The organism is Porticoccus sp. GXU_MW_L64, assembly GCF_052983295.1.
On record NZ_JBRKJK010000020.1, the window covers coordinates 20,281 to 39,226 of the forward strand.

General features: G+C 56.0%; 14 protein-coding genes. 2 read left to right on the top strand and 12 right to left on the bottom strand.

The genetic code is table 11. The features are described 5' to 3' along the window. Positions 1–5: 5 nt before the first annotated feature. The 12 genes from glnE to ppk1 all read right to left on the bottom strand — a co-directional run bounded on the left by glnE (position 6) and on the right by ppk1 (position 15,156). On the bottom strand, positions 6–2,918 hold the full coding sequence (gene glnE, locus ACVBEJ_RS13495; protein ID WP_447130168.1) for a bifunctional [glutamate--ammonia ligase]-adenylyl-L-tyrosine phosphorylase/[glutamate--ammonia-ligase] adenylyltransferase: 2,913 nt from the start codon (positions 2,916–2,918) through the stop codon (positions 6–8). A gap of 163 nt (positions 2,919–3,081) precedes the next feature. Then, positions 3,082–4,857, bottom strand: a complete 1,776-nt coding sequence (locus tag ACVBEJ_RS13500) for a GspE/PulE family protein (RefSeq protein ID WP_447130169.1) — start codon at positions 4,855–4,857, stop codon at positions 3,082–3,084. Positions 4,858–4,971: 114 nt separating this feature from the next. Beyond that, a complete protein-coding gene (locus ACVBEJ_RS13505; protein WP_447130170.1) occupies positions 4,972–6,399 on the bottom strand; it encodes a hypothetical protein in 1,428 nt (475 codons plus the stop codon). A gap of 63 nt (positions 6,400–6,462) precedes the next feature. Next, entirely contained in the window at positions 6,463–7,095 is a 633-nt protein-coding gene (locus ACVBEJ_RS13510) for an energy transducer TonB (protein WP_447130171.1), read from the bottom strand. A 3-nt stretch (positions 7,096–7,098) separates the two neighbouring features. After that, entirely contained in the window at positions 7,099–7,503 is a 405-nt protein-coding gene (locus ACVBEJ_RS13515; RefSeq protein ID WP_447130172.1) for an ExbD/TolR family protein, read from the bottom strand. Between the two features lie 75 nt (positions 7,504–7,578). After that, a complete protein-coding gene (locus ACVBEJ_RS13520; RefSeq protein WP_447130173.1) occupies positions 7,579–8,109 on the bottom strand; it encodes a MotA/TolQ/ExbB proton channel family protein in 531 nt (176 codons plus the stop codon). Between the two features lie 2 nt (positions 8,110–8,111). Further along, positions 8,112–9,497 (bottom strand): MotA/TolQ/ExbB proton channel family protein, encoded by a 1,386-nt coding sequence (locus tag ACVBEJ_RS13525; RefSeq protein ID WP_447130174.1) that lies wholly within the window; start codon positions 9,495–9,497, stop codon positions 8,112–8,114. Further along, on the bottom strand, positions 9,497–10,264 hold the full coding sequence (locus tag ACVBEJ_RS13530; protein ID WP_447130175.1) for a DUF3450 domain-containing protein: 768 nt from the start codon (positions 10,262–10,264) through the stop codon (positions 9,497–9,499). The genes ACVBEJ_RS13525 and ACVBEJ_RS13530 overlap by 1 nt, the downstream gene beginning before the upstream one ends. A 367-nt stretch (positions 10,265–10,631) precedes the next feature. Beyond that, positions 10,632–11,138 carry a dihydrofolate reductase gene (locus tag ACVBEJ_RS13535; RefSeq protein WP_447130176.1) on the bottom strand — a complete coding sequence of 169 codons (507 nt, stop codon included), beginning with the start codon at positions 11,136–11,138 and terminating at the stop codon, positions 10,632–10,634. Positions 11,139–11,146: 8 nt separating this feature from the next. Beyond that, positions 11,147–11,980: a thymidylate synthase gene (locus ACVBEJ_RS13540; RefSeq protein ID WP_447130177.1), complete on the bottom strand. Its 834-nt coding sequence runs from the start codon at positions 11,978–11,980 to the stop codon at positions 11,147–11,149. 105 nt (positions 11,981–12,085) lie between these two features. After that, positions 12,086–12,892 carry a prolipoprotein diacylglyceryl transferase gene (gene lgt, locus ACVBEJ_RS13545; RefSeq protein WP_447130178.1) on the bottom strand — a complete coding sequence of 269 codons (807 nt, stop codon included), beginning with the start codon at positions 12,890–12,892 and terminating at the stop codon, positions 12,086–12,088. A 134-nt stretch (positions 12,893–13,026) separates the two neighbouring features. Continuing rightward, positions 13,027–15,156 (bottom strand): polyphosphate kinase 1, encoded by a 2,130-nt coding sequence (gene ppk1, locus ACVBEJ_RS13550; RefSeq protein WP_447130179.1) that lies wholly within the window; start codon positions 15,154–15,156, stop codon positions 13,027–13,029. A gap of 259 nt (positions 15,157–15,415) precedes the next feature. Between ppk1 and ACVBEJ_RS13555 the strand changes: the two genes are divergently transcribed. Both ACVBEJ_RS13555 and ACVBEJ_RS13560 read left to right on the top strand, forming a co-directional pair. After that, complete coding sequence (locus ACVBEJ_RS13555; RefSeq protein WP_447130180.1) at positions 15,416–17,575, top strand: FAD-dependent oxidoreductase; 2,160 nt, start codon at positions 15,416–15,418, stop codon at positions 17,573–17,575. Positions 17,576–17,738: 163 nt separating this feature from the next. Beyond that, the gene (locus ACVBEJ_RS13560) at positions 17,739–18,818 is read left to right on the top strand and encodes a methyltransferase domain-containing protein (protein WP_447130181.1); all 1,080 of its coding nucleotides are present in this window, start codon (positions 17,739–17,741) and stop codon (positions 18,816–18,818) included. The last annotated feature ends 128 nt before the right edge of the window (positions 18,819–18,946 follow it).

The following is an 18,946-nucleotide window of genomic DNA, read 5'->3' on the forward strand; positions in this document are numbered from 1 at the left end:
GTGTCTCACTGATCATTGGGGAACAGGCGCTGCCACAGGGCAGTTACTTGCTGGCGCTGCTGGCGGAACGGTTCACTGGCCACCACGGTGGACTGCTGTTGCAGCTGGGCGCGGTGGCCTGCGGAGCGGTATTGCCGGTAGGCGTCGATCAACTGCTCTGCTTGCTGCGGCTGTAATTCGCTGATTTGTTCAGCCGCCAGGGTTTCCAGAATGCGAATATTGTCGCTCCAATGCAGCAATTGCGGGTGCTGGCCGCCCCAGGCCAAGGCGACAAATTGAACCATAAATTCAATGTCCACGATACCGCCGCAGCCCTGTTTAAGGTCAAAGCTGGCGGCGTCTTTTTCCCGGCTCAGGTGAGTGCGCATTTTGTGGCGCATTGCCACCACATCCGCCGACAATGTTTCAATATCGCGTTCGCTGGCCAGTACCTCCCGGCGCACCCGCTGAAAAGCCTCCGCCAATGGCTCACTGCCCGCCACTGGTCGCGCCCGCACCAGCGCCTGGTGCTCCCAGGTCCAGGCTTCGCTGTTCTGGTAGCGCTGAAAAGCCTTGAGGGAGGTCACCAACATGCCGGAATTGCCGGATGGTCGCAGGCGCATGTCCACTTCATACAGCTGGCCCGAACTGGTCTGGGTGGTGAGCAAATGGATAATACGCTGGCCCAGGCGCAGATAAAAAGTGGCGTTGTCGATACTGCGGTCGCCGTCGGTACTGCCCTGGGGGTCGGCATCGTAGAGGAACACCAGATCGAGGTCTGAACTGTGGCCCATTTCAATGCCGCCCAGCTTGCCGTAGCCAACAATCAAAAAATCCGCCGTTGTGTTGCGGCGCGCCCCCTGGGGATAGCCGTAGCGCCGGGTCATCTGCACCCAGGCCATGTCGAGCACCTGTTCCAGCAACACTTCAGCGATCCAGGTGAGGTTGTCGCTGACCTGCATCAGCGGCAGGGCACCGCTCACTTCGCAGGCCGCCACTCGCAGGCGGTTGGAGCGTTTGAAGTAACGCAACGCCTCCAGCTGGGCTTCCAGGTCCTCTTCCGGAATCCGCAGCATTTGCTGGCGCAGCTCGTCCGCCAGCATGGTTCGATCACGGGCACTGTACAGGGTGCGCGCATCCAGCAGCTCATCCAGCAAAGACGGGTTCGCAGCCAGCTGACTGGCAATCCACGGACTGGCGTCACACAGCAATAACAGCTGTTGCAGCGCCTGGGGGTTTTCCGTCAGCAACAACAGGTAAGCACTGCGGCGGGTAACCGCCTCCACCAGCGCGAGGGTGCGCTGCAACAGTTGCGATGGACCCGGCCCCTGACAACAACCCTGCAACAACATGGGCATAAAGCGGTTGAGGCGGTCGCGAGCGCTGCTTTGTATCTGTTGAATGGCGCGGCTGTTCAACAACGTCTGCAGAGTGTGTTCGGTATCGTCTGGCTGATCGTAGCCGGCATCGCGCAGAATGTCGCTGACCGGCTGATTGCGGCGCAACAACTGCCATGCCAGGGTCGCCCACTGGGGGGTTTGCGGGTTGTTATCAGTGCCGGGCACCGGTTCGGCAACCACCGCGGCGAACTCTGTGGCGATGATTTCCCGCGCCTGATCGAGTCGCTCACAAAACTGTTGCCAGCTGTCACAGCCCATCACCGCCACCAGCCGCTCCCTGCCCAGTGGTTCATCCGGCAGGCTTTGAGTCTGCTGATCGGCGATGCCCTGCAAGCAGTGTTCCACCTTGCGCAGCAACTGGTAACTGGCTGTCAGTTGTTCGGCCTTGCCCGCGGGCAACAGTTTTTCCTGTTCGAGAATCGGCAGCACCCGCAGCAAAGGCGGTTGCTGCAGCCGGGTATCGCGGCCACCGCGAATTATCTGAAACGCCTGGGCAATAAATTCCACTTCGCGAATGCCGCCGCGCCCCCGTTTGACATCGTTTTGAGCGCCACTGCGCTGCACCTCCTGCTCGATCAGCCCCTTGATGTCGCGCAGTGCCTCGATAGCGCTGTAATCGATGTATTTGCGGTACACAAAGGGTTTAAGCAACGTTTGCAGCTGCTCGCCAGCGGCAATATCTCCGGCCACCGGGCGACCTTTGATCATGGCAAAGCGCTCCCAGTCACGCCCCTGAGTCTGGTAGTACTGCTCCATGGCGGCAAAGCTGCCCACCAGAGGGCCGCTGCCACCATAGGGCCGCAGGCGCATATCGACGCGGAACACAAAGCCGTCGGCGGTGCGGCTGTCCAGCAATTGAATCAGCTGCCGCCCCAGGCGTTCGAAAAACTCCTGATTGCTGCGGCTGCGTTTTGACGAAGCCTCGCTGGTGTCGGTGTCGCCGTTCTCCGGGTAGGCAAAAATCAGGTCAATGTCTGAGGAAACATTCAGCTCCCCTGCCCCCAGCTTGCCCATGCCAAATACCACCATACGCTGTGGCTGGCCACTGGTTGCCCCCATGGGCACACCGTAGCGCTGACACAGATTGGGGTAGAGAAAATTGATGGCGGCATCAAGGCAACAGCGCGCCAGTGCAGTCATGTCTGCGGTGGTTTCGGCAAGATCAGCGAGGCCAGCAAAATCGCGCCAGACAATACGCACCATGTCCCGGTTGCGCTGCTGGCGCAGGACGCTGGCCAGCTGTTGCTCATCGTCTGTATCAGCCAGTTCATTTTTATAGCGCTGGCACCATTGTTGATTACTGCGGGAGCTGTGTAAGTCACCACTGTTCACCAACTCCATAAATGCCACTGGCTGACGGCAGGCGTAGTCGGCGACAAAGTCACTGCAACGCCATAAAAGCTGTAGCTGGGCGGCAAATTCCGGCTGCTGTTGGCAGTGCTGATGCAGTTGCTCTGCGCACTCAGGAGACGCATTTTGAAAACGGCACAGGGCTTGTTGCCATTGATCTTGTAGCAAAGAATTGAGTTGAGACACCATTATTGGCGTACCACGGTGCTTAGCGGCATAAGAGGGGGACGACTGTCTGTGACCGCGGCCAGCTGGGATGCTGGCCACGAGCCCCCAGGGAGGCTTTCTTTGAAAATAAGAAGGCGGCGTGTCACAGACAGTCGTCCCCCTCTTATGCTATTCACATCCACTATTATTTCCCGGAATCCGGTGCCACTCGCATCACTTCAGCAATAGACGTCAATCCCGTCGCTACTTTTTGCGCACCGGACAGGCGTAGGGTGCGCATGCCCTCTTTCATGGCCTGTACTCTCAACTGCTCGATATCACCATCGTCTTTCACCAGTGGCCGCAGGCTGGCGCTGAGGGGCAGGATTTCGTAAATACCCTGACGGCCCAGATAGCCGGTACCACGGCATTCCAGGCAACCTACCGGGCGGTACACCGCTTTCGGCGGCGCCACTTTCCAGGGACGTACCAGTTGTTGCCAGGCGTCCTGCTCCAGCTCGGTGGTTTCCTTGCAGTGCGGGCACAGAGTGCGCACCAGGCGCTGCGCCATAACACCGTTGAGAGTGGCGCGGATCAGGTGGGCGGGCACGCCGATATCCAGCAGGCGACTGATGGCAGTGGGGGCGTCATTGGTGTGCAGGGTGGAGATTACCAGGTGGCCGGTAAGAGCGGCCTGGGTCGCCATGTCCGCGGTTTCCCGATCGCGAATTTCGCCTACCATGATAATGTCCGGGTCCTGGCGCATCAGGGTGCGGATACCCGCAGCAAAATCCAGGTCAATTTTGTGGTGCACCTGGGTCTGGTTGAAACTGTCCACCACCATTTCGATGGGGTCTTCAACCGTGCTGACGTTAACGCTTTCGCTGGCCAGTTGTTTGAGGCTGGAATACAGAGTCGTGGTTTTACCGGAACCGGTGGGGCCGGTAACCAGAACAATGCCGTGGGGCCGCTCCACCATCTGCTGCCAGCGTTTGCTGTCTTCCCCCACCAGACCCAGCTCGGCAAAATTGCGCAGCAACACATCCGGGTCGAAGATACGCATGACCAGTTTTTCGCCAAACGCCGTGGGCAGGGTGGAAAGCCGCAATTCCACTTCGCCGTTATCCGGAGAGGTGGTTTTGATGCGACCATCCTGGGGCTTGCGTTTTTCCGCCACGTTCATGCGCCCCAGCACTTTCAGGCGACTGGTCATGGCAATCATGATTTGCAGGGGCATTTCGTACACCAGGTGCAGAACGCCGTCGATGCGAAAGCGGATTTTGCCCTTTTCCCGCCGCGGTTCGATATGAATATCGCTGGCCCGTTGTTCAAACGCGTACTGCAACAACCAGTCGACAATGGCGACGATATGCTGATCCTGGGCATCCGGGCTGGCGGCCTTGCCCAACTCCATCAGCTGTTCCACATTGGTGACTACGGAACTGGCACCGGGCTGTTTGTCCGCCCCGGAAATGGAACGGGCCAGGGTATAAAACTCCATGCGATACTTTTGGATATCCGCCGGGTTAGCCAATACCCGGCGCACTGTTTTGCGAGTGACCTGCTCCAGACCCTCTACCCAGCTGCTGGAATAGGGTTCTTCGGTGGCGATAACCAGTTCATCACCGAGCACATCCACACACAGAATGCCGTGGCGTTTGGCAAAGGCGAACGACATGACCTCGGTAACCGCCGATACCTGTATTTTCAGCGGGTCGATATGCACCACCGGCATGCCCGACTGCTCGGCAAGCCAGTGGGTCAGGCGTTCCAGATCCAGCACCCGCCCGGCCATGTCTCCACAGCCGTCCAACTGTTGTTTGGCGATATAGATCAGCGGGTGTTGCAAGGCCTCTTCACGGCTGCGAGTGCTGCCGGTTACCAGGTTGACGGATTCTTTTGTCAGCAGATTCTGACTTTGCAATTCCGCCAGCAGAGAGCGCAATTCCAGGCGGCGATCTTGTGCGGTTACTTCAACCATATGTACCTTCCGCGATCTAAAAAATTAACAAGGATTGTAGCGACTATGGGGGAATCAAAAAAGCCGATCACTTTGCAGTGACCGGCTTTGACAGGCTGCCAGATTTCGAGAGCGTTAACCCACGCCTTTGGCCAACTCTGCTTTCAAGTCCTTTTCCATCTTGCGGGTGGCCTCAATTTCACTGATGCGGCTTCTTACATAGGCCGCCCAGGATTGAGCATTCTTTTTCAGTTTTTCGAACTTGGCCGCTCTTTCAAAGGCTTTGGCGGACTTGGCATAGGATTTCAGGTAAAACAGGGCTTCACCTTCACGCATATGACTGAGCCCGGGCTGCCGGCCCTGATCCTTCAACTTCTGGGCCTTGCGAGCCGTATCTACCGCTTTTTGGTAGCTGCCAGCACTGGTGTACTCTCCGGACAGAGCGTTCAGCATGTCAACATCTTTGGGCTCCAGCTTGATGTAGCGTTCCAGAACTTTGATGCCTTTATTGCGCTCCCCCGCCTGGCTCAAAGTAAAGAACAGGTCTTTCAGGTGCTTGGAGTTTTCCTCCAGATAGCCTTTATCCAGCCCATATTGATAGACTTTGGCCATTTGGTAAGGGGCACTGTTGCCGTTATACCCATAAGCCAGCGCCTTCAAAAACTGGGGTTTGGTCAGTTGATCCTGCATAAACAGAGAGTCCAGCAAAACCAGTGAGTTTACTGGCTGTTCCAGGTCCTGCTGGAAGATAACCGCCAACTCTTGCCAATAACGCTTCTTGGGGTAGTGGGTAACCAGAATTTCGAGAATACTGGCCACTTTTTTGGGGTTTTTCTTTTCGTAGTAGATGCCTTTTTGGGTGCGGTACCAACTTTCTTTCGGCAGCTCACCTTTGGCCTCAACATCGGCGATGGCTTCTTCAATCCACTCGAGAGATACCGTGTATTCTTTCAGGAAGAAATGCGCCTGGCCGATCTGGAATTTCACCTGAGGTGTAACGTCCGCCCCCATGCCCAGCCATTCGTGATAATAGCTGAGCGCCTTGCGAAATTCGCTGGACGCCATGTGCATTTGCGCCAAAGTACTGAGTATCTGGCGAATGGCTGACTCGCGCATTTCCGTATGGAAGGTCAGCAACTTCTCATAAAAGCCGACGATTTTGCCGTAGTCGCTTTCGTGATTGGGGTTTTTGTCGCTCTTGATGCCTTCAATGGCAAACGCATACTCGATTTCTTTCCAAAGAAAACTGACTTTTTCACCCGGCGCGTATTTGTCGTACCTTGAACGCATGCCCGACAGTATGTCGCCGTATTTATCCCAGTCTTTGGCTTCAGCGGCTTTAAACAGCTGATCGATCTTGCGGCCAAAAGACTGGCTCGGTGGTGTAAAGCGCCGCTTTTCCTTCTCTTTTTTGTATTTGGATACTTTTTCCGGCCAGCTAGCCGCCTCCGCCGAGGCGCCGACATCCACCCAGGGTGTCAGCAGCGGAGGTGCCGTCATTATGGCCAGAGCCAAGGCACCGCCCGTAGTGGCTTTTATCGCCATTTTGTGAAAACTAAACATCATCTCACTCCGACTTAACGCTTGTCTGAAAGCAAATCACTTACCAGGATTTGTGACAACCCATCAGCTGTCTTTCTCCAGCTCAAAGGTAAACTGGTAAGTGGTAATAAACTCAACCGGCTGATTTTCTTCCAGCTTGGGTTTGAACTTCAGTTTTTTGGCCGCTCGCAGGGATTCGCTGTTAAACACGGTACTTGGTTTGTAACTACCGTCTCTCTGTTTCACCTGGCCGTCGATAACTTTCGGGTCCAGCACAATGCCGTTAACCGACACGGTGAACTCCACCACCACAAAACCTTCCAGGCCACGTTCCAGTGCCCTTTGTGGGTAACGGGGAGCAACCCGCTTGATGGGGCGAGCTTCACTGTTACCGCCAAAGCCACCGGAACCAACATTCAAGCCGGCATCGACCCTGGGAGCGTCAATATTGACCGACAGTTGTACATCGTCCACTTTCGCCGCTTGCTGTTGCACGCGGGGCGGTGGTGGCTCTTTGGGCTCCGGCTTTTGAGGGTCAAACTTTTTAAAGTTATCCTCAATTTCTTCTTCAGCCTGGAAGATGTTGGCAAGGACTTCGGCCTCCCCTTCCGGGGGAGCCTCAACGTCAGAGGCAACCAGTGTGTACATCAGTACCAACAGGCCAAAGGTAATGGTAAAGCCCAGTAAACCGGAAAGGCCTAATCTTACTACCTTCATGTTTTACTCCCCTTTGCTCGTGGCAATGATGACACCGGCAACACCGGCGTCTTTGGCCGCATCGTACACTTTGCCTACCGCTTCCAGGTTGGATTTGGCATCCACCTGAATGACCACATTGCCCTTGGGGTTTTCCAGAAAAAGTCGCTTGATGGTGGATTTCAGGTCATTGTCTTCCACTGGCTTTTTGTCAATGTGAACTTCGTTGTTGGCGTTAACGGAAACCAGCACCGACGTGGCCTTTAGTCGCGCTGTAACAGTTTCTACCTTTTCGATATCCTGCCCCGGCGTCTTGATAAATGACGCGGTAACAATAAAGAAGATCAACATGATAAAAACCACGTCGAGCATGGGCGTAAGGTCAATGGATTGACCCTGTGCTTCCCCTTTGCGTGTTCTATCCCGCATAACAGTTCTCGTTTGCTATGTGACTTGAATGTAAACCATTCAAATTAAAACCACTGAGCCCCGCCAGGGCTGAACTCAGTGATCCATGGTCATATGGTCTTCAAGCAGGCCTTTTTCACGGGTTGATACCCGATCCAGGTAAGTATTACCGAATACACCGGAGATAGCGGTCACCATGCCAGCCATGGTGGGGATGGTGGCTTTAAAAACACCACTGGCCATGGATTTGGCGTCGCCGCCCCCGGTAATACCCATAATATCGAAGACGTGGATCATTCCCCATACGGTACCCATCAGGCCAAACAGCGGCGCCAGGGCAATCATGGTTTTCACCATGTTCATATTTTCGTCGATCTTCATTTCGACACGGGAGATGAGTGCTTCGCGAACCTGGTGAGCCCGTTTGGAGCGCCGTTCAGCACGCTCCTCCCAGGCATCAATAGCAGCCTGAACGTCCCCTTTCAGGGAGGTCTTGAAATACCATACGCGCTCGAATATCAGTGTCCACAACACGAACAGCAGGGGGACGATGAAGTACTTGAGTACTTCACCCCCCATGTTCAGGAAGTCCTGGATTCCAGTGAGTGCGTCGTTCAGTGCATCCATGATTAATGACCCTCAGCGTTCTCAGCCACAATGCCGGCGCTCTGTTCTTCCAGAATATGAAGAACACGCTGTGCGCGGCCGTTAACCAAGGTGTGCAGCAGGATAGTGGGAATAGCCACAACCAGACCCAGTACGGTGGTTACCAGTGCAGAGGAGATACCGCCCGCCATGTTTTTGGGGTCACCGGCACCGAAGATGGTGATTGCCTGGAAGGTCAAAATCATACCGGTTACGGTACCCAGCAGACCCAGCAGTGGGGCAACCATGGCGATAATCTTCAGCAGGTTGAGGCCGGACTCGATGGCCGGACGCTCTTTCAGTACCGCTTCGTGCAGTTTCAACTCCAGAGATTCCGCATCGGCGTTGGGGTTTTCTTCCGCCACTTTCAACACACGACCCAGCGGGTTGTTGGTGTTGGCCTGAGAGGTATCACGCAGCTGGGCATTCACTTTGGCGCCAACGCCTGCCAGAACGATAAAGCGCAGCAGTGCCAGCAACACAGCGACAACACCCACGCCGCTGATCACATAACCCACAATGCGGCCTTCGTGCCACTTCTCGGTCAGGGTTGGCAGGTCAACCAGCTTGGTCATCAGGGTTGGCCCTTGAGCGCCCTGGGGGTCCAGTGCGGTGGCGGTAAAGCCGGAAGTAGCACTGCCCAGATCCGCGATAGAGGCTGTGTAGGAACCCTGAGGCTGACGGGGCAGTGAGGAAACATTGCCCGTTACCTTGTCGTAGTTCAGGTAATCGTCGCCAGCGACCAAAGCGTAGTTGCCCACACGCATCACTTCCGTGTCTATTTTTTCACCGCCGCGGAAAATACTGGTGTTGAACTTCACCACTTTGGAGCTCTGGTTGATTTCAAACAGAATTGCCTTCCACATGCCTTCAATTTCACTGATTTCCGGCAGCACAGGGGTAGCACCTGAAATTTTCGAGCGCAAATTGTCGATGGGCTCTACACGGCCAGGGTACTGGGCGCTGACAATGGAATCACCCAGGTAGCTGATCACATCGCCGGAAGTGCCGGACAGGTGACCAAACAGCTCTTTCAGGGAGCCCAGGCGGTTGGTGTATTGCTCTTGCAGCTCACCGATCGCCCTTTCATTAGCGGCCTCGGTTTTTTCCAGAGTCTCGGACTTGCGCTTGGCAGCATTGAGCTGAGCTTTTACATCATTCAGCAGCTTTTGACGGTTGCGCTGTTCGCGCAAAAAACGCTGCTCGCGCTCGCGGTGCTCTTTGGACTCGTTGATGGTGCCCTGCTCAATCATCTGCAGCAGTTCATCAAGAGACTTGGCCTTTTCCTGTTCTTCCGCCGCATTGACAGAGAACGCCAGAGTAGCCGCAGCGACCGCCATCAGGCCTTTTTTAAGAATTCGCTTGTTCATTATTGTGCCTCCGGCGCTTTAACAGGCATGGTCATGATATCCAGAGTCGCGGTTTTCTTGGCGATACGGATTGCCGTGGAGATGGCATTGCGATACTCACCGGCATCCAGGGCAACCCAGCTGCGGCTGTCCTGATCCCAAACGCCCGCCTTGCTCTTGTCTTTGGTTTGATACACCAGCGCGGTGCGGCCCATGCGGAAAATATTCACTTCCTGGGGTGCGTCATCTACCTCAATTTCGGTGACGTAGGTGTCGATCTTGTTGCCGTATTCCAGCTCGATACGGTAGGCCTCAAGCACCTGGCGGAATTTTTCGGCAACGCTCTTGCCGGAATCGCCCAAGCCTTCGCGGAAGCGTTTTACACGCCCTTCACGTTCTTCCATATCGAACGGCAGGTCGAGGGCAATGTGCTGTTCCAGCCCTTCAATCATGCGCTCAATCAGCGGCGGGATACTGCGCTCCGTATCCTGAATGCCAGCAATCGACGCCCTGAGGCGGTCCATCTGCAATTTTTGGTGAGCAATAACCAGCTCTTTCTGGCGGTTGTACACCTTGGTGTCTTCCAGCTCATCGCTGACCGTCTGAAAGTCCAGCACCAGGTCATCAGTAGCGGCCGAGATTTTGTCAATGCGCTTTTGCGACGCCTGAGAGTTGGCCAGTTTCTTTTTACCGGCCTTGAGAATGTCGTCGACATCAGCGGCCTGCGTACCGGCAGCGCCAACACTGAGTGCGGCGGCGGCAATCATCAGTTTCAAAGAGTGTTTCATACGTCCCTCGATATGGGTATCAAACAGTTATAACGAGCAGCCCTACCATTTCGGGTTAGGCATGGGTCACCGTTTTGTGGCAACGGGGCAGCAATTATTAACAACCGGAGCTTTGTTTCGCAACGAAAGGGGCTATTGAAGGGCATTATTGGTGTTGCGATGTTACTTTGGGTAACACAATGGAAGTTGTGAGTGTGGTGATGGTTCGGTGCATTGCAGTTGTGGGTCGCACGTCAGACGTCGCATGTCGCACGCTAACACCAAGCACGCTGTCAGAAAGCATCCATCGCCTGCGCGGGAATGACGGTAGCTCGTTGGGCTTAGCGTGCGATGTCAGACGTGCGACGTGCGGCCTCCCGCTAACAAGTTATCGGCGATCAAACACCACAAAGTCGTACAGATACTCACCGCCAGCATCCCCAGCGGTACGCTCCACTTCCTGCCATTGGCTTGAGTCAGGTATTGGAAAAAACGCATCCCCTGCCACCTCCGCATCCACTTCGGTGATGTACAGTCGCTTGGCAAGGGGCAATGCCTGGCGGTAGATTTCTGCGCCGCCCATCACCATCAGTTCGGTAACGCCATCGGCCCTGGCCACTTGCTCTGCAACGTGCAAGCCCTGCTCCAAAGAGTGCACTACGCGCACACCGCCGAAGCCTTGCGGATACCAATCCGTTTGCCGGGTAATCACAATATTGGTGCGCCCCGGCAGTGGCCTGCCAATGGATTCCCATGTCTTGCGCCCCATGATCACCGGCTTGCCCATGGTCACTGCCTTGAAATAGCGCAGATCGCCAGACAGGTGCCAGGGCAGCTCGTTGTTGCGGCCAATGGTGCCGTTGCGGGCCATGGCGACGATCAGAGCGATATTCATAACAACCTTTATACCGCGATGGGTGCAGCAATGTGGGGGTGGGGGTCGTAATCGACGATCTCGAAATCCTCAAAACGGTAGTCGAAGATGGATTCCGGTTTGCGGTGTAACACCAGTTTTGGCAATGGCCGAGGCTCACGTTCAAGCTGGGTGCGCGCCTGTTCCAGATGGTTTTGGTAGAGGTGCAAATCCGCCATGGAAATCACTATTTCACCGGGCTCGTAACCGCACTGCTGGGCCAGCATATGGGTGAGAAACCCCAGGCTGGCGGTGTTGTAGGGGTTGCCCAGAAACAGGTCGTTGGAACGTATATAAAGCATCGCCGACAGTCTGTTGTTCACCACATAAAACTGATACAGCAAATGGCAGGGCGGCAGCGCCATGCGCCCCTGGGCGGCGTTTTCCCAGGGCTTTTTACGCTCGTCCGGCAGCTGAGCGACGTTCCAGGCGTGAAAGATATGGCGGCGACTGTTCGGGTTGTTTTTCAAGCCATCCACCAGCTGCGCGATCTGGTCCACATGGCCGCCCTCGCCATCGGGCCAGAAACGCCACTGGTAGCCGTACACCGGCCCCAGCTCCCCCTCCGGGGTGGCCCATTCATCCCAGATGCTGACACCGTTGTCTTTCAGGTACTGGATATTGGTTTCGCCTTTCAAAAACCACAGCAGTTCGTGAAGGATGGAACGGATATGGAGCTTTTTGGTGGTAAGCAGGGGGAAGCCCTCGGCCAGATCGTAGCGCACCATACGGCCAAATACAGAGCGCGTGCCCGTGCCCGTGCGGTCACCTTTGTCGGTGCCGTTTTCCAGCACATCGCGCAACAGGTCGAGATAGGCTTTCATTTATTTCCCCTTTGTCCAACAAACGTCATTCCCGCGAAGGCGGGAATCCACCATTTTGTGTATTTTTCAAAATGGGCCCCCACCTTTGCGGGGATGGCGGGCAGATCACTTGTTGTGTTTCGGTTGACCCACTGCTGCGTTTTTACGCCACGCCCAAATAATCAGCACAACCCCCACTACCATCATCGGCACACACAATTGCTGCCCCCGGGTCATCCAGTCAAACAGCAGTGGAATGCCCACATCCGGCTCGCGAACAAACTCCACCAGATAACGGAACAGACCGTATAAAAACAGGAATAGCCCGCCAATCAAACCCGCCGGGCGCGGCTTGCGGCTGACCCAGAACAGGATGGCGAACAACAAAATGCCTTCCAGAAACATTTCGTAGAGTTGCGAGGGGTGACGCAGCAACTGGTATTGGTCTTTGGGAAACACCATGCCCCACCAGCCGGCGGTTTCCCTGCCCCACAGCTCGCCACCAATAAAATTCCCCAGCCTGCCGAAAGCCAACCCCAGCGGCACCATGGGCACAATAAATTCGGCAGTGGCTATAAACGGCTTTTTGATACGGCGACTGAAACGCCACAGGGCCACGATCACGCCGACCAAGCCACCGTGGAATGCCATACCCCCTTCCCAGATACGAAATATCCACAGAGGGTCATCCAGCCACAGCCCAAAGTTATAAAACAACGCCGACCCCAGGCGACCACCGACAATCACACCGAAGGCGATATAAACAATCAGGTCTTCCACGTCTTTGGGCTTGACCACCGTCCAGGGCAAACGGCTGCGATAGCGCGCCAGCAACCAGGCACTGGCGAATGCCAGCAGGTACATCACGCCGTACCAATGGATTTTGACAAACCCCAGGTCCAGGGCCACGGGGTCTATATTGGGGTAGGTCATTGCTGAGGGTTCTCGTTAGCCGATGGGCAGCGAGGGGATTCTAACGTGGATAAGAAACGATGACATCACTTTGCCTGCACAGGATGAAACTGGCACAAACCGGTACCGCGTTCACGCCTGGCACCCAATAGTCGCTATCCCGAAAACTTCTCCAACAATTCCAACTGGGCGCAGTGCGCATCTTCGCCCTCCGCCGGTTGCAGCTGGCGATATTCACCACTGGCCTGCAGCTCCCAGCTGTGAGTGTTGTCGTTGAGGTAGTAATTCAATTCTTCAAGAATGCGCCTGCGCAGCTTTTTGTTCTCCACCGGAAAGGCGATCTCCACCCGATGTTTGAGATTGCGCTCCATCATATCGGCACTGCCGCAGAACAGTTGTGGGCTGGCATTCTCGAAATAGTAGGTGCGGGTGTGCTCCAGAAAACGACCGATAATAGACACCACGCGAATGTTTTTTGACAAACCGGCGACACCGGGGCGCAAGCAACACATGCCGCGCACAACCAGATCAACCCTTACCCCGGCCTGACTTGCCTTGTACAACTCCTGAATAATGTTGCCTTCGGTGAGGCTGTTCACCTTCATAATAATATGTGCGGGCTTGCCCTCTTTGGCGGCACTGGCCTCGGCGCGAATCATGCGGGTGATTTTTTTGTGCAGGCTGAAGGGCGCACTGAGTAGCCGTTGCAAGCCCTCTGCCTTACCCATGCCGGTGAGTTGCTGGAAAATTTTATGCACGTCGCTGCCCAACTCCTCGTCGCAACTGAGCAGGCTGTAGTCGGTGTACAGGCGGGCGTTGCCGGCGTGGTAGTTGCCGGTACCCAGGTGCACGTAGCGGCGCAGCTGTTGCCCCTCCCTGCGCACAATCATCAGGGTTTTGGCGTGGGTTTTGTAATTCACCACACCGTAAGTGATTACCGCCCCGGCATCTTGCAGGCGGCTGGCCAGTTGCAGGTTTTCCGCTTCGTCAAAGCGGGCGCGCAGCTCGATAACCACCGTTACCTCTTTGCCATTGCGGGCCGCTTCTACCAGAGCGTCGACGATCTCCGAGGCCTCGCCGGTGCGGTACAGGGTCTGCTTGATGGCCAGTACGTCCGGGTCGCGGGCGGCCTGACGCAGCATATCGATGATCGGCGTGAACGACTGGAATGGATGCAGCAGCAGTACATCGTCTTTGCGCACCGCATCGAAAATGGGCGTCTCCGTGTTGAGCAGCGCTTTCGGCAGCGCCGCCGACAGTGGCGGATGCTTGAGGTCCGGGCGGTCCACTTCCTTGATCAGTTGCATCATGCGCCCCAGATTCACCGGGCCGTGCACCCGGTACAGCTGCTGCTCGGTAAGGTTGACCTGATCCAGCAGAAAATCCACCAGCTCTTGAGGGCAGTCGTCGGTGACTTCCAGGCGCACCGCGCTGCCAAAGCGACGGGAGTGCAACTCACCTCGCAGGGCTCGGGCGATGTCTTCCACTTCGGTGGTGTTCAGGTCCAGGTCGGCGTCACGGGTAAGGCGGAACTGGTAGCAACCGGTTGGGGTCATGCCGGGGAACAATTCGCCGATATGGGCGTGCATCATGGACGACAGGTAAACAAAATTATCGCCGCCATCGCACAGCTCGCCGGGCACTTTGATCAGCCGCGGCAGGGAGCGGGGGGCAGGCACAATGGCACGGTTCATTTCCCGGCCAAAGGCGTCAGTGCCTTCCAGCGAGACGATAAAGTTAAGGCTTTTATTGGACAGGCGCGGGAACGGGTGCACCGGGTCCAGCCCCAGGGGGCTGACTACCGGCTGGATTTGCCGGTGGAAGTATTCCTCCACCCAGGCGGCCACACCCTCATTCCATTCGCAGCGTTTCAGGAAGCGGATATTCTCCTGTTCCAGCGCCGGCATAAGGATGTCGTTGAGTATGCGGTACTGTTTGTCGAAACCGTCCTGACACTGTTGGCTCAGTTGCTTGAGCACTTCCTGTGGGTGAATACCATCCAGGGAAACACTTTCCCGGGAGTAGTTGATCTGCCGCTGCAGACCCGCCAGGCGAATCTCAAAAAATTCGTCCATATTGCTGCTGAATATCAGCAGGAACATCAGCCGCTCCAGCAGCGGATACTCCTCGTTGAGCGCCTGTTCCAACACCCGCAGGTTGAACTGCATCAGGCTCAGGTGGCGATTGATGTAGTAATCCGGGTTGGACAGGTTGATCTCGTCGCCGGCCTCCGGATGCAGGGCAACAACGGTGTCGGGCAATTTTTCGGACATGGCTTTTTTCATGGCGGGCTCGGGGCAAATTATCTTCGGCTATTTATATGACAGATTTTAGACAGTTTTGTGTCGGTTGACGCGGTGGGTATTGCGAGGTTTGGGGTTGGCTTTGTGTGACCGCCGCCAGCAGGGATGCTGGCGACGAGCTTACATGGACGTATCCACAGCGTGTCACACAAAGCCAACCCCAAACCTCGCCACACAGAGTGCCATTGAACCCACAGCCACTTTTCTGCTCTAAGGGCCACATTTTCACTGGAACATCACCATGTCTGTTAAAAAAATATTGATCCTGCTGGTAGTGGCCGCTGTGCTCTGCCTCTACTTTTTCACCGATTTGGGTGATTACATTACACCGACTCATTTCCAACAACTCTACGCCGATGAGCCGGTTTTAACCATGGCGATTTTCTTCGCCGCTTATGTGCTGCTGTGTTCGCTGCCAGTGGCCGCACTGCTCACCGTAATGGGCGGCATGGTATTTGGCGTTACTACGGGCACATTATTGGTATCTTTTGCCAGCACCGCTGGTGCCACCGTCGCCTTTTTGGTGGCGCGCGGCTTGCTGGGCGATGTGGTGCAGAAGAAGTTTGGCAGCTATCTGGAAACCGTCAATCGCGGCGTGGAAAAAGATGGCGCGTTTTATCTGTTTAGCCTGCGGCTGATTCCCGCTGTGCCCTTTTCCGTGATCAACCCGGTGATGGGCCTGACCAAAATGAAGCCCCTGACTTTTTATCTGGTCAGTCAGATTGGTATGTTGCCCGGCACTTTCGTCTACGTAAATGCCGGTGCTCAATTGGGCGCAGTAGACGAATTTTCCGTTGCCGGCGTGCTGACGCCTGGCTTGATTGCCTCCTTCGTTCTGCTGGCCATTTTGCCCTTTATTGCCCGCGCCATTGTCGGTTCGGTACAAAAAGCCAAAGTCTACAAAGGCTACAAAAAGCCCAAATCCTTCGACACCAATATGGCGGTGATTGGCGGCGGCAGTGCGGGCCTGGTGAGCTCCTATATTGCCGCGGCGGTAAAAGCCAAAGTGACCCTGATCGAACGCCATAAAATGGGCGGCGACTGCCTGAATACCGGCTGCGTGCCCAGCAAGGCGCTGATTCGCTCCGCCAAAATTGTTAAAGAAGTACGCAATGCCGAACACTACGGCGTATCCGCTGGCGAGCCCAAAGTGGACTTCGCCAAGGTGATGGAACGGGTTGGCCAGGTGGTAAAAGACATCGAACCCCACGACTCCATCGAACGCTACACCGGCCTGGGTGTGGATTGCGTTACCGGTGACGCCAAAATCATCTCCCCCTGGGAAGTGCAAGTGGGCGACCAGGTGATCACCACCAAGAATATTGTGATTGCCAGTGGCGCGCGCCCCTTTGTGCCGCCCATTCCCGGCATCGACCAGGTGGACTATCTCACCTCCGACAACCTGTGGGACTTGCGCGAACTGCCTGAGCGCCTGCTGGTGTTGGGCGGTGGCCCCATTGGTTGTGAGCTGGCGCAATCCTTCCAGCGCCTGGGAGCAAAAGTTACCCAGGTGGATATGGCTCCGCGCCTGATGCCCCGCGAAGACGCGGACGTTTCCGAATTTGTCATGGAAAAATTCGCCTCTGAAGGCATCGACGTGCGGGTAAACCACAAAACCGTGGCCTTTGAGGTGCGCGATGGTGAGAACGTGGCCATTCTCGAATCCGGCGACGACAAAGTGGAAGTCAGCTTCGACAAGGTACTGGTTGCGGTGGGCCGCAAAGCCAACGTCACCGATATGGGCCTGGAAGAACTGGGCATCGACACCCTGCCCCAGGGCACAGTTCAGGTAGACGACTACCTGCGCACCCGCTACCCCAATATCTACGCCTGCGGCGACGTGGCTGGCCCCTACCAGTTCACCCACACCGCCGCTCACCAGGCCTGGTACGCGGCAGTGAACGCACTGTTCTCCGGCCTGAAAAGCTACAAGGTGGACTACTCGGTAATTCCCTGGGCCACCTTTGTGGACCCGGAAGTGGCGCGGGTTGGCCTTAGCGAAGCGGAAGCCCAGGAAAAGGGCATCGAATACGAAGTGACCAAATACGGCATCGACGATCTGGACCGCGCCATTGCCGATGGCGAAGCCCAGGGCTTTGTCAAAGTGCTTACCCCGCCGGGCAAAGACAAAATTCTCGGCGCCACCATTGTCGGCTACCACGCCAGCGACCTGATCACCGAATTTGTCACCGGCATGAAGCGCAATATCGGCCTCAACAAGATACTGGGCACCATCCATATCTACCCCACCGTGAGCGAAGCCAACAAATACGCCGCCGGGGAATGGAAACGCGCCAACGCGCCGGAGAAGGCGTTGCAATGGCTGTTTAAATTCCACAACTGGCGACGTGGGGCTTCCAATGCCAACGCCGCGCAATCCGCAGCGACTGCAAAGCAATAAATCGTTAAGCCGATCGACGAAGGGCGCTACGAGCAGTTAAAGTAGCGCCCTTTGTTTATCCCCAATATTGTCATTCTGAGCGCAGCGAAGAATCTCACAACTTGCCGCAAGCACGAAATCTTTCGCTACGCTCAGGATGACAGATAGCCAAAATGGAGCCCTTATGAGCGCCCACGACCCTCTTGAAAAAAGCGTCAAAGACACAGTCAAAGACTACTACGGCAAAGAGCTGCAAGGCTCCGCCGACCTGAAAACCGATGCCTGCTGCACCATTGGCAGCCTGCCGCAACACCTGAAAGACATCATGGCCCGCATCCACCCGGAAGTGAGTGGCCGCTACTACGGCTGCGGCCTGGTGGCACCGGACCTGCTCAACGGCATGCGCATTCTCGACCTGGGCAGCGGCTCCGGCCAGGACGTGTATGTACTGTCCGCCATGGTGGGCAGCGAAGGTTCCGTAGTGGGCGTGGACATGACCGACGAACAACTGGCGGTGGCCAACGCCCATATCGACTACCACCGCAAGGAATTCGGCTACTGCAAAGCCAACGTGGAATTCAAAAAAGGCTATATCGAAAAACTGGATGAACTGGGACTGGAAGACGAGAGCTTCGACATTATTGTCTCCAACTGCGTCATCAACCTGTCACCGGATAAACAGGCGGTACTGCAACAGGCACACCGCCTGCTCAAGCCCGGTGGCGAACTGTACTTCTCCGACGTTTACGCCGACCGCCGCGTACCCGCCGAGCTGGTGGACGACCCGGTGCTGTACGGCGAGTGCTTGAGCGGCGCCCTGTACTGGAACGACTTTCACAACCTGGCCAAAGCCGCCGGCTTCGCCGACCCCCGCCTGGTGGAAGATCGCCCACTGGGTATCGACAACGATGCCGTAAAAGCCAAAATCGGCCACATCGGTTTCTACTCCGCCACCTACCGCCTGTGGAAAATTGCCGACCTGGAACCCACCTGCGAAGACTACGGCCAGGCAGTCATCTACAAAGGCACCATCCCCAACTGCGAGCGGGAATTTACCCTGGACAAAGGCCACACAATCCCCGCCGGCAAAGTGTTCCCGGTGTGCGGCAACACCTGGAATATGCTGGCACAATCCCGCTTTGCCGAACACTTTGAATTCGTGGGCAACTTCGATACCCACTACGGGATTTTTGAGGGTTGTGGGTCGTCGTTGCCGTACGATACTGAACTGTCAGAAGGTTCTACTGGCGGCAGTTGCTGCTAATCTTGCTTAGGGGGCGTTCTCAATTAGTGAGTTATTGCTGTTGTGCCTGAAATGGCGCCAGACAAGGCATGAGGAGAGTGGTTTGGTTGCTCCAAATAAACGACGAATAACACAGTATGGCGCCATTT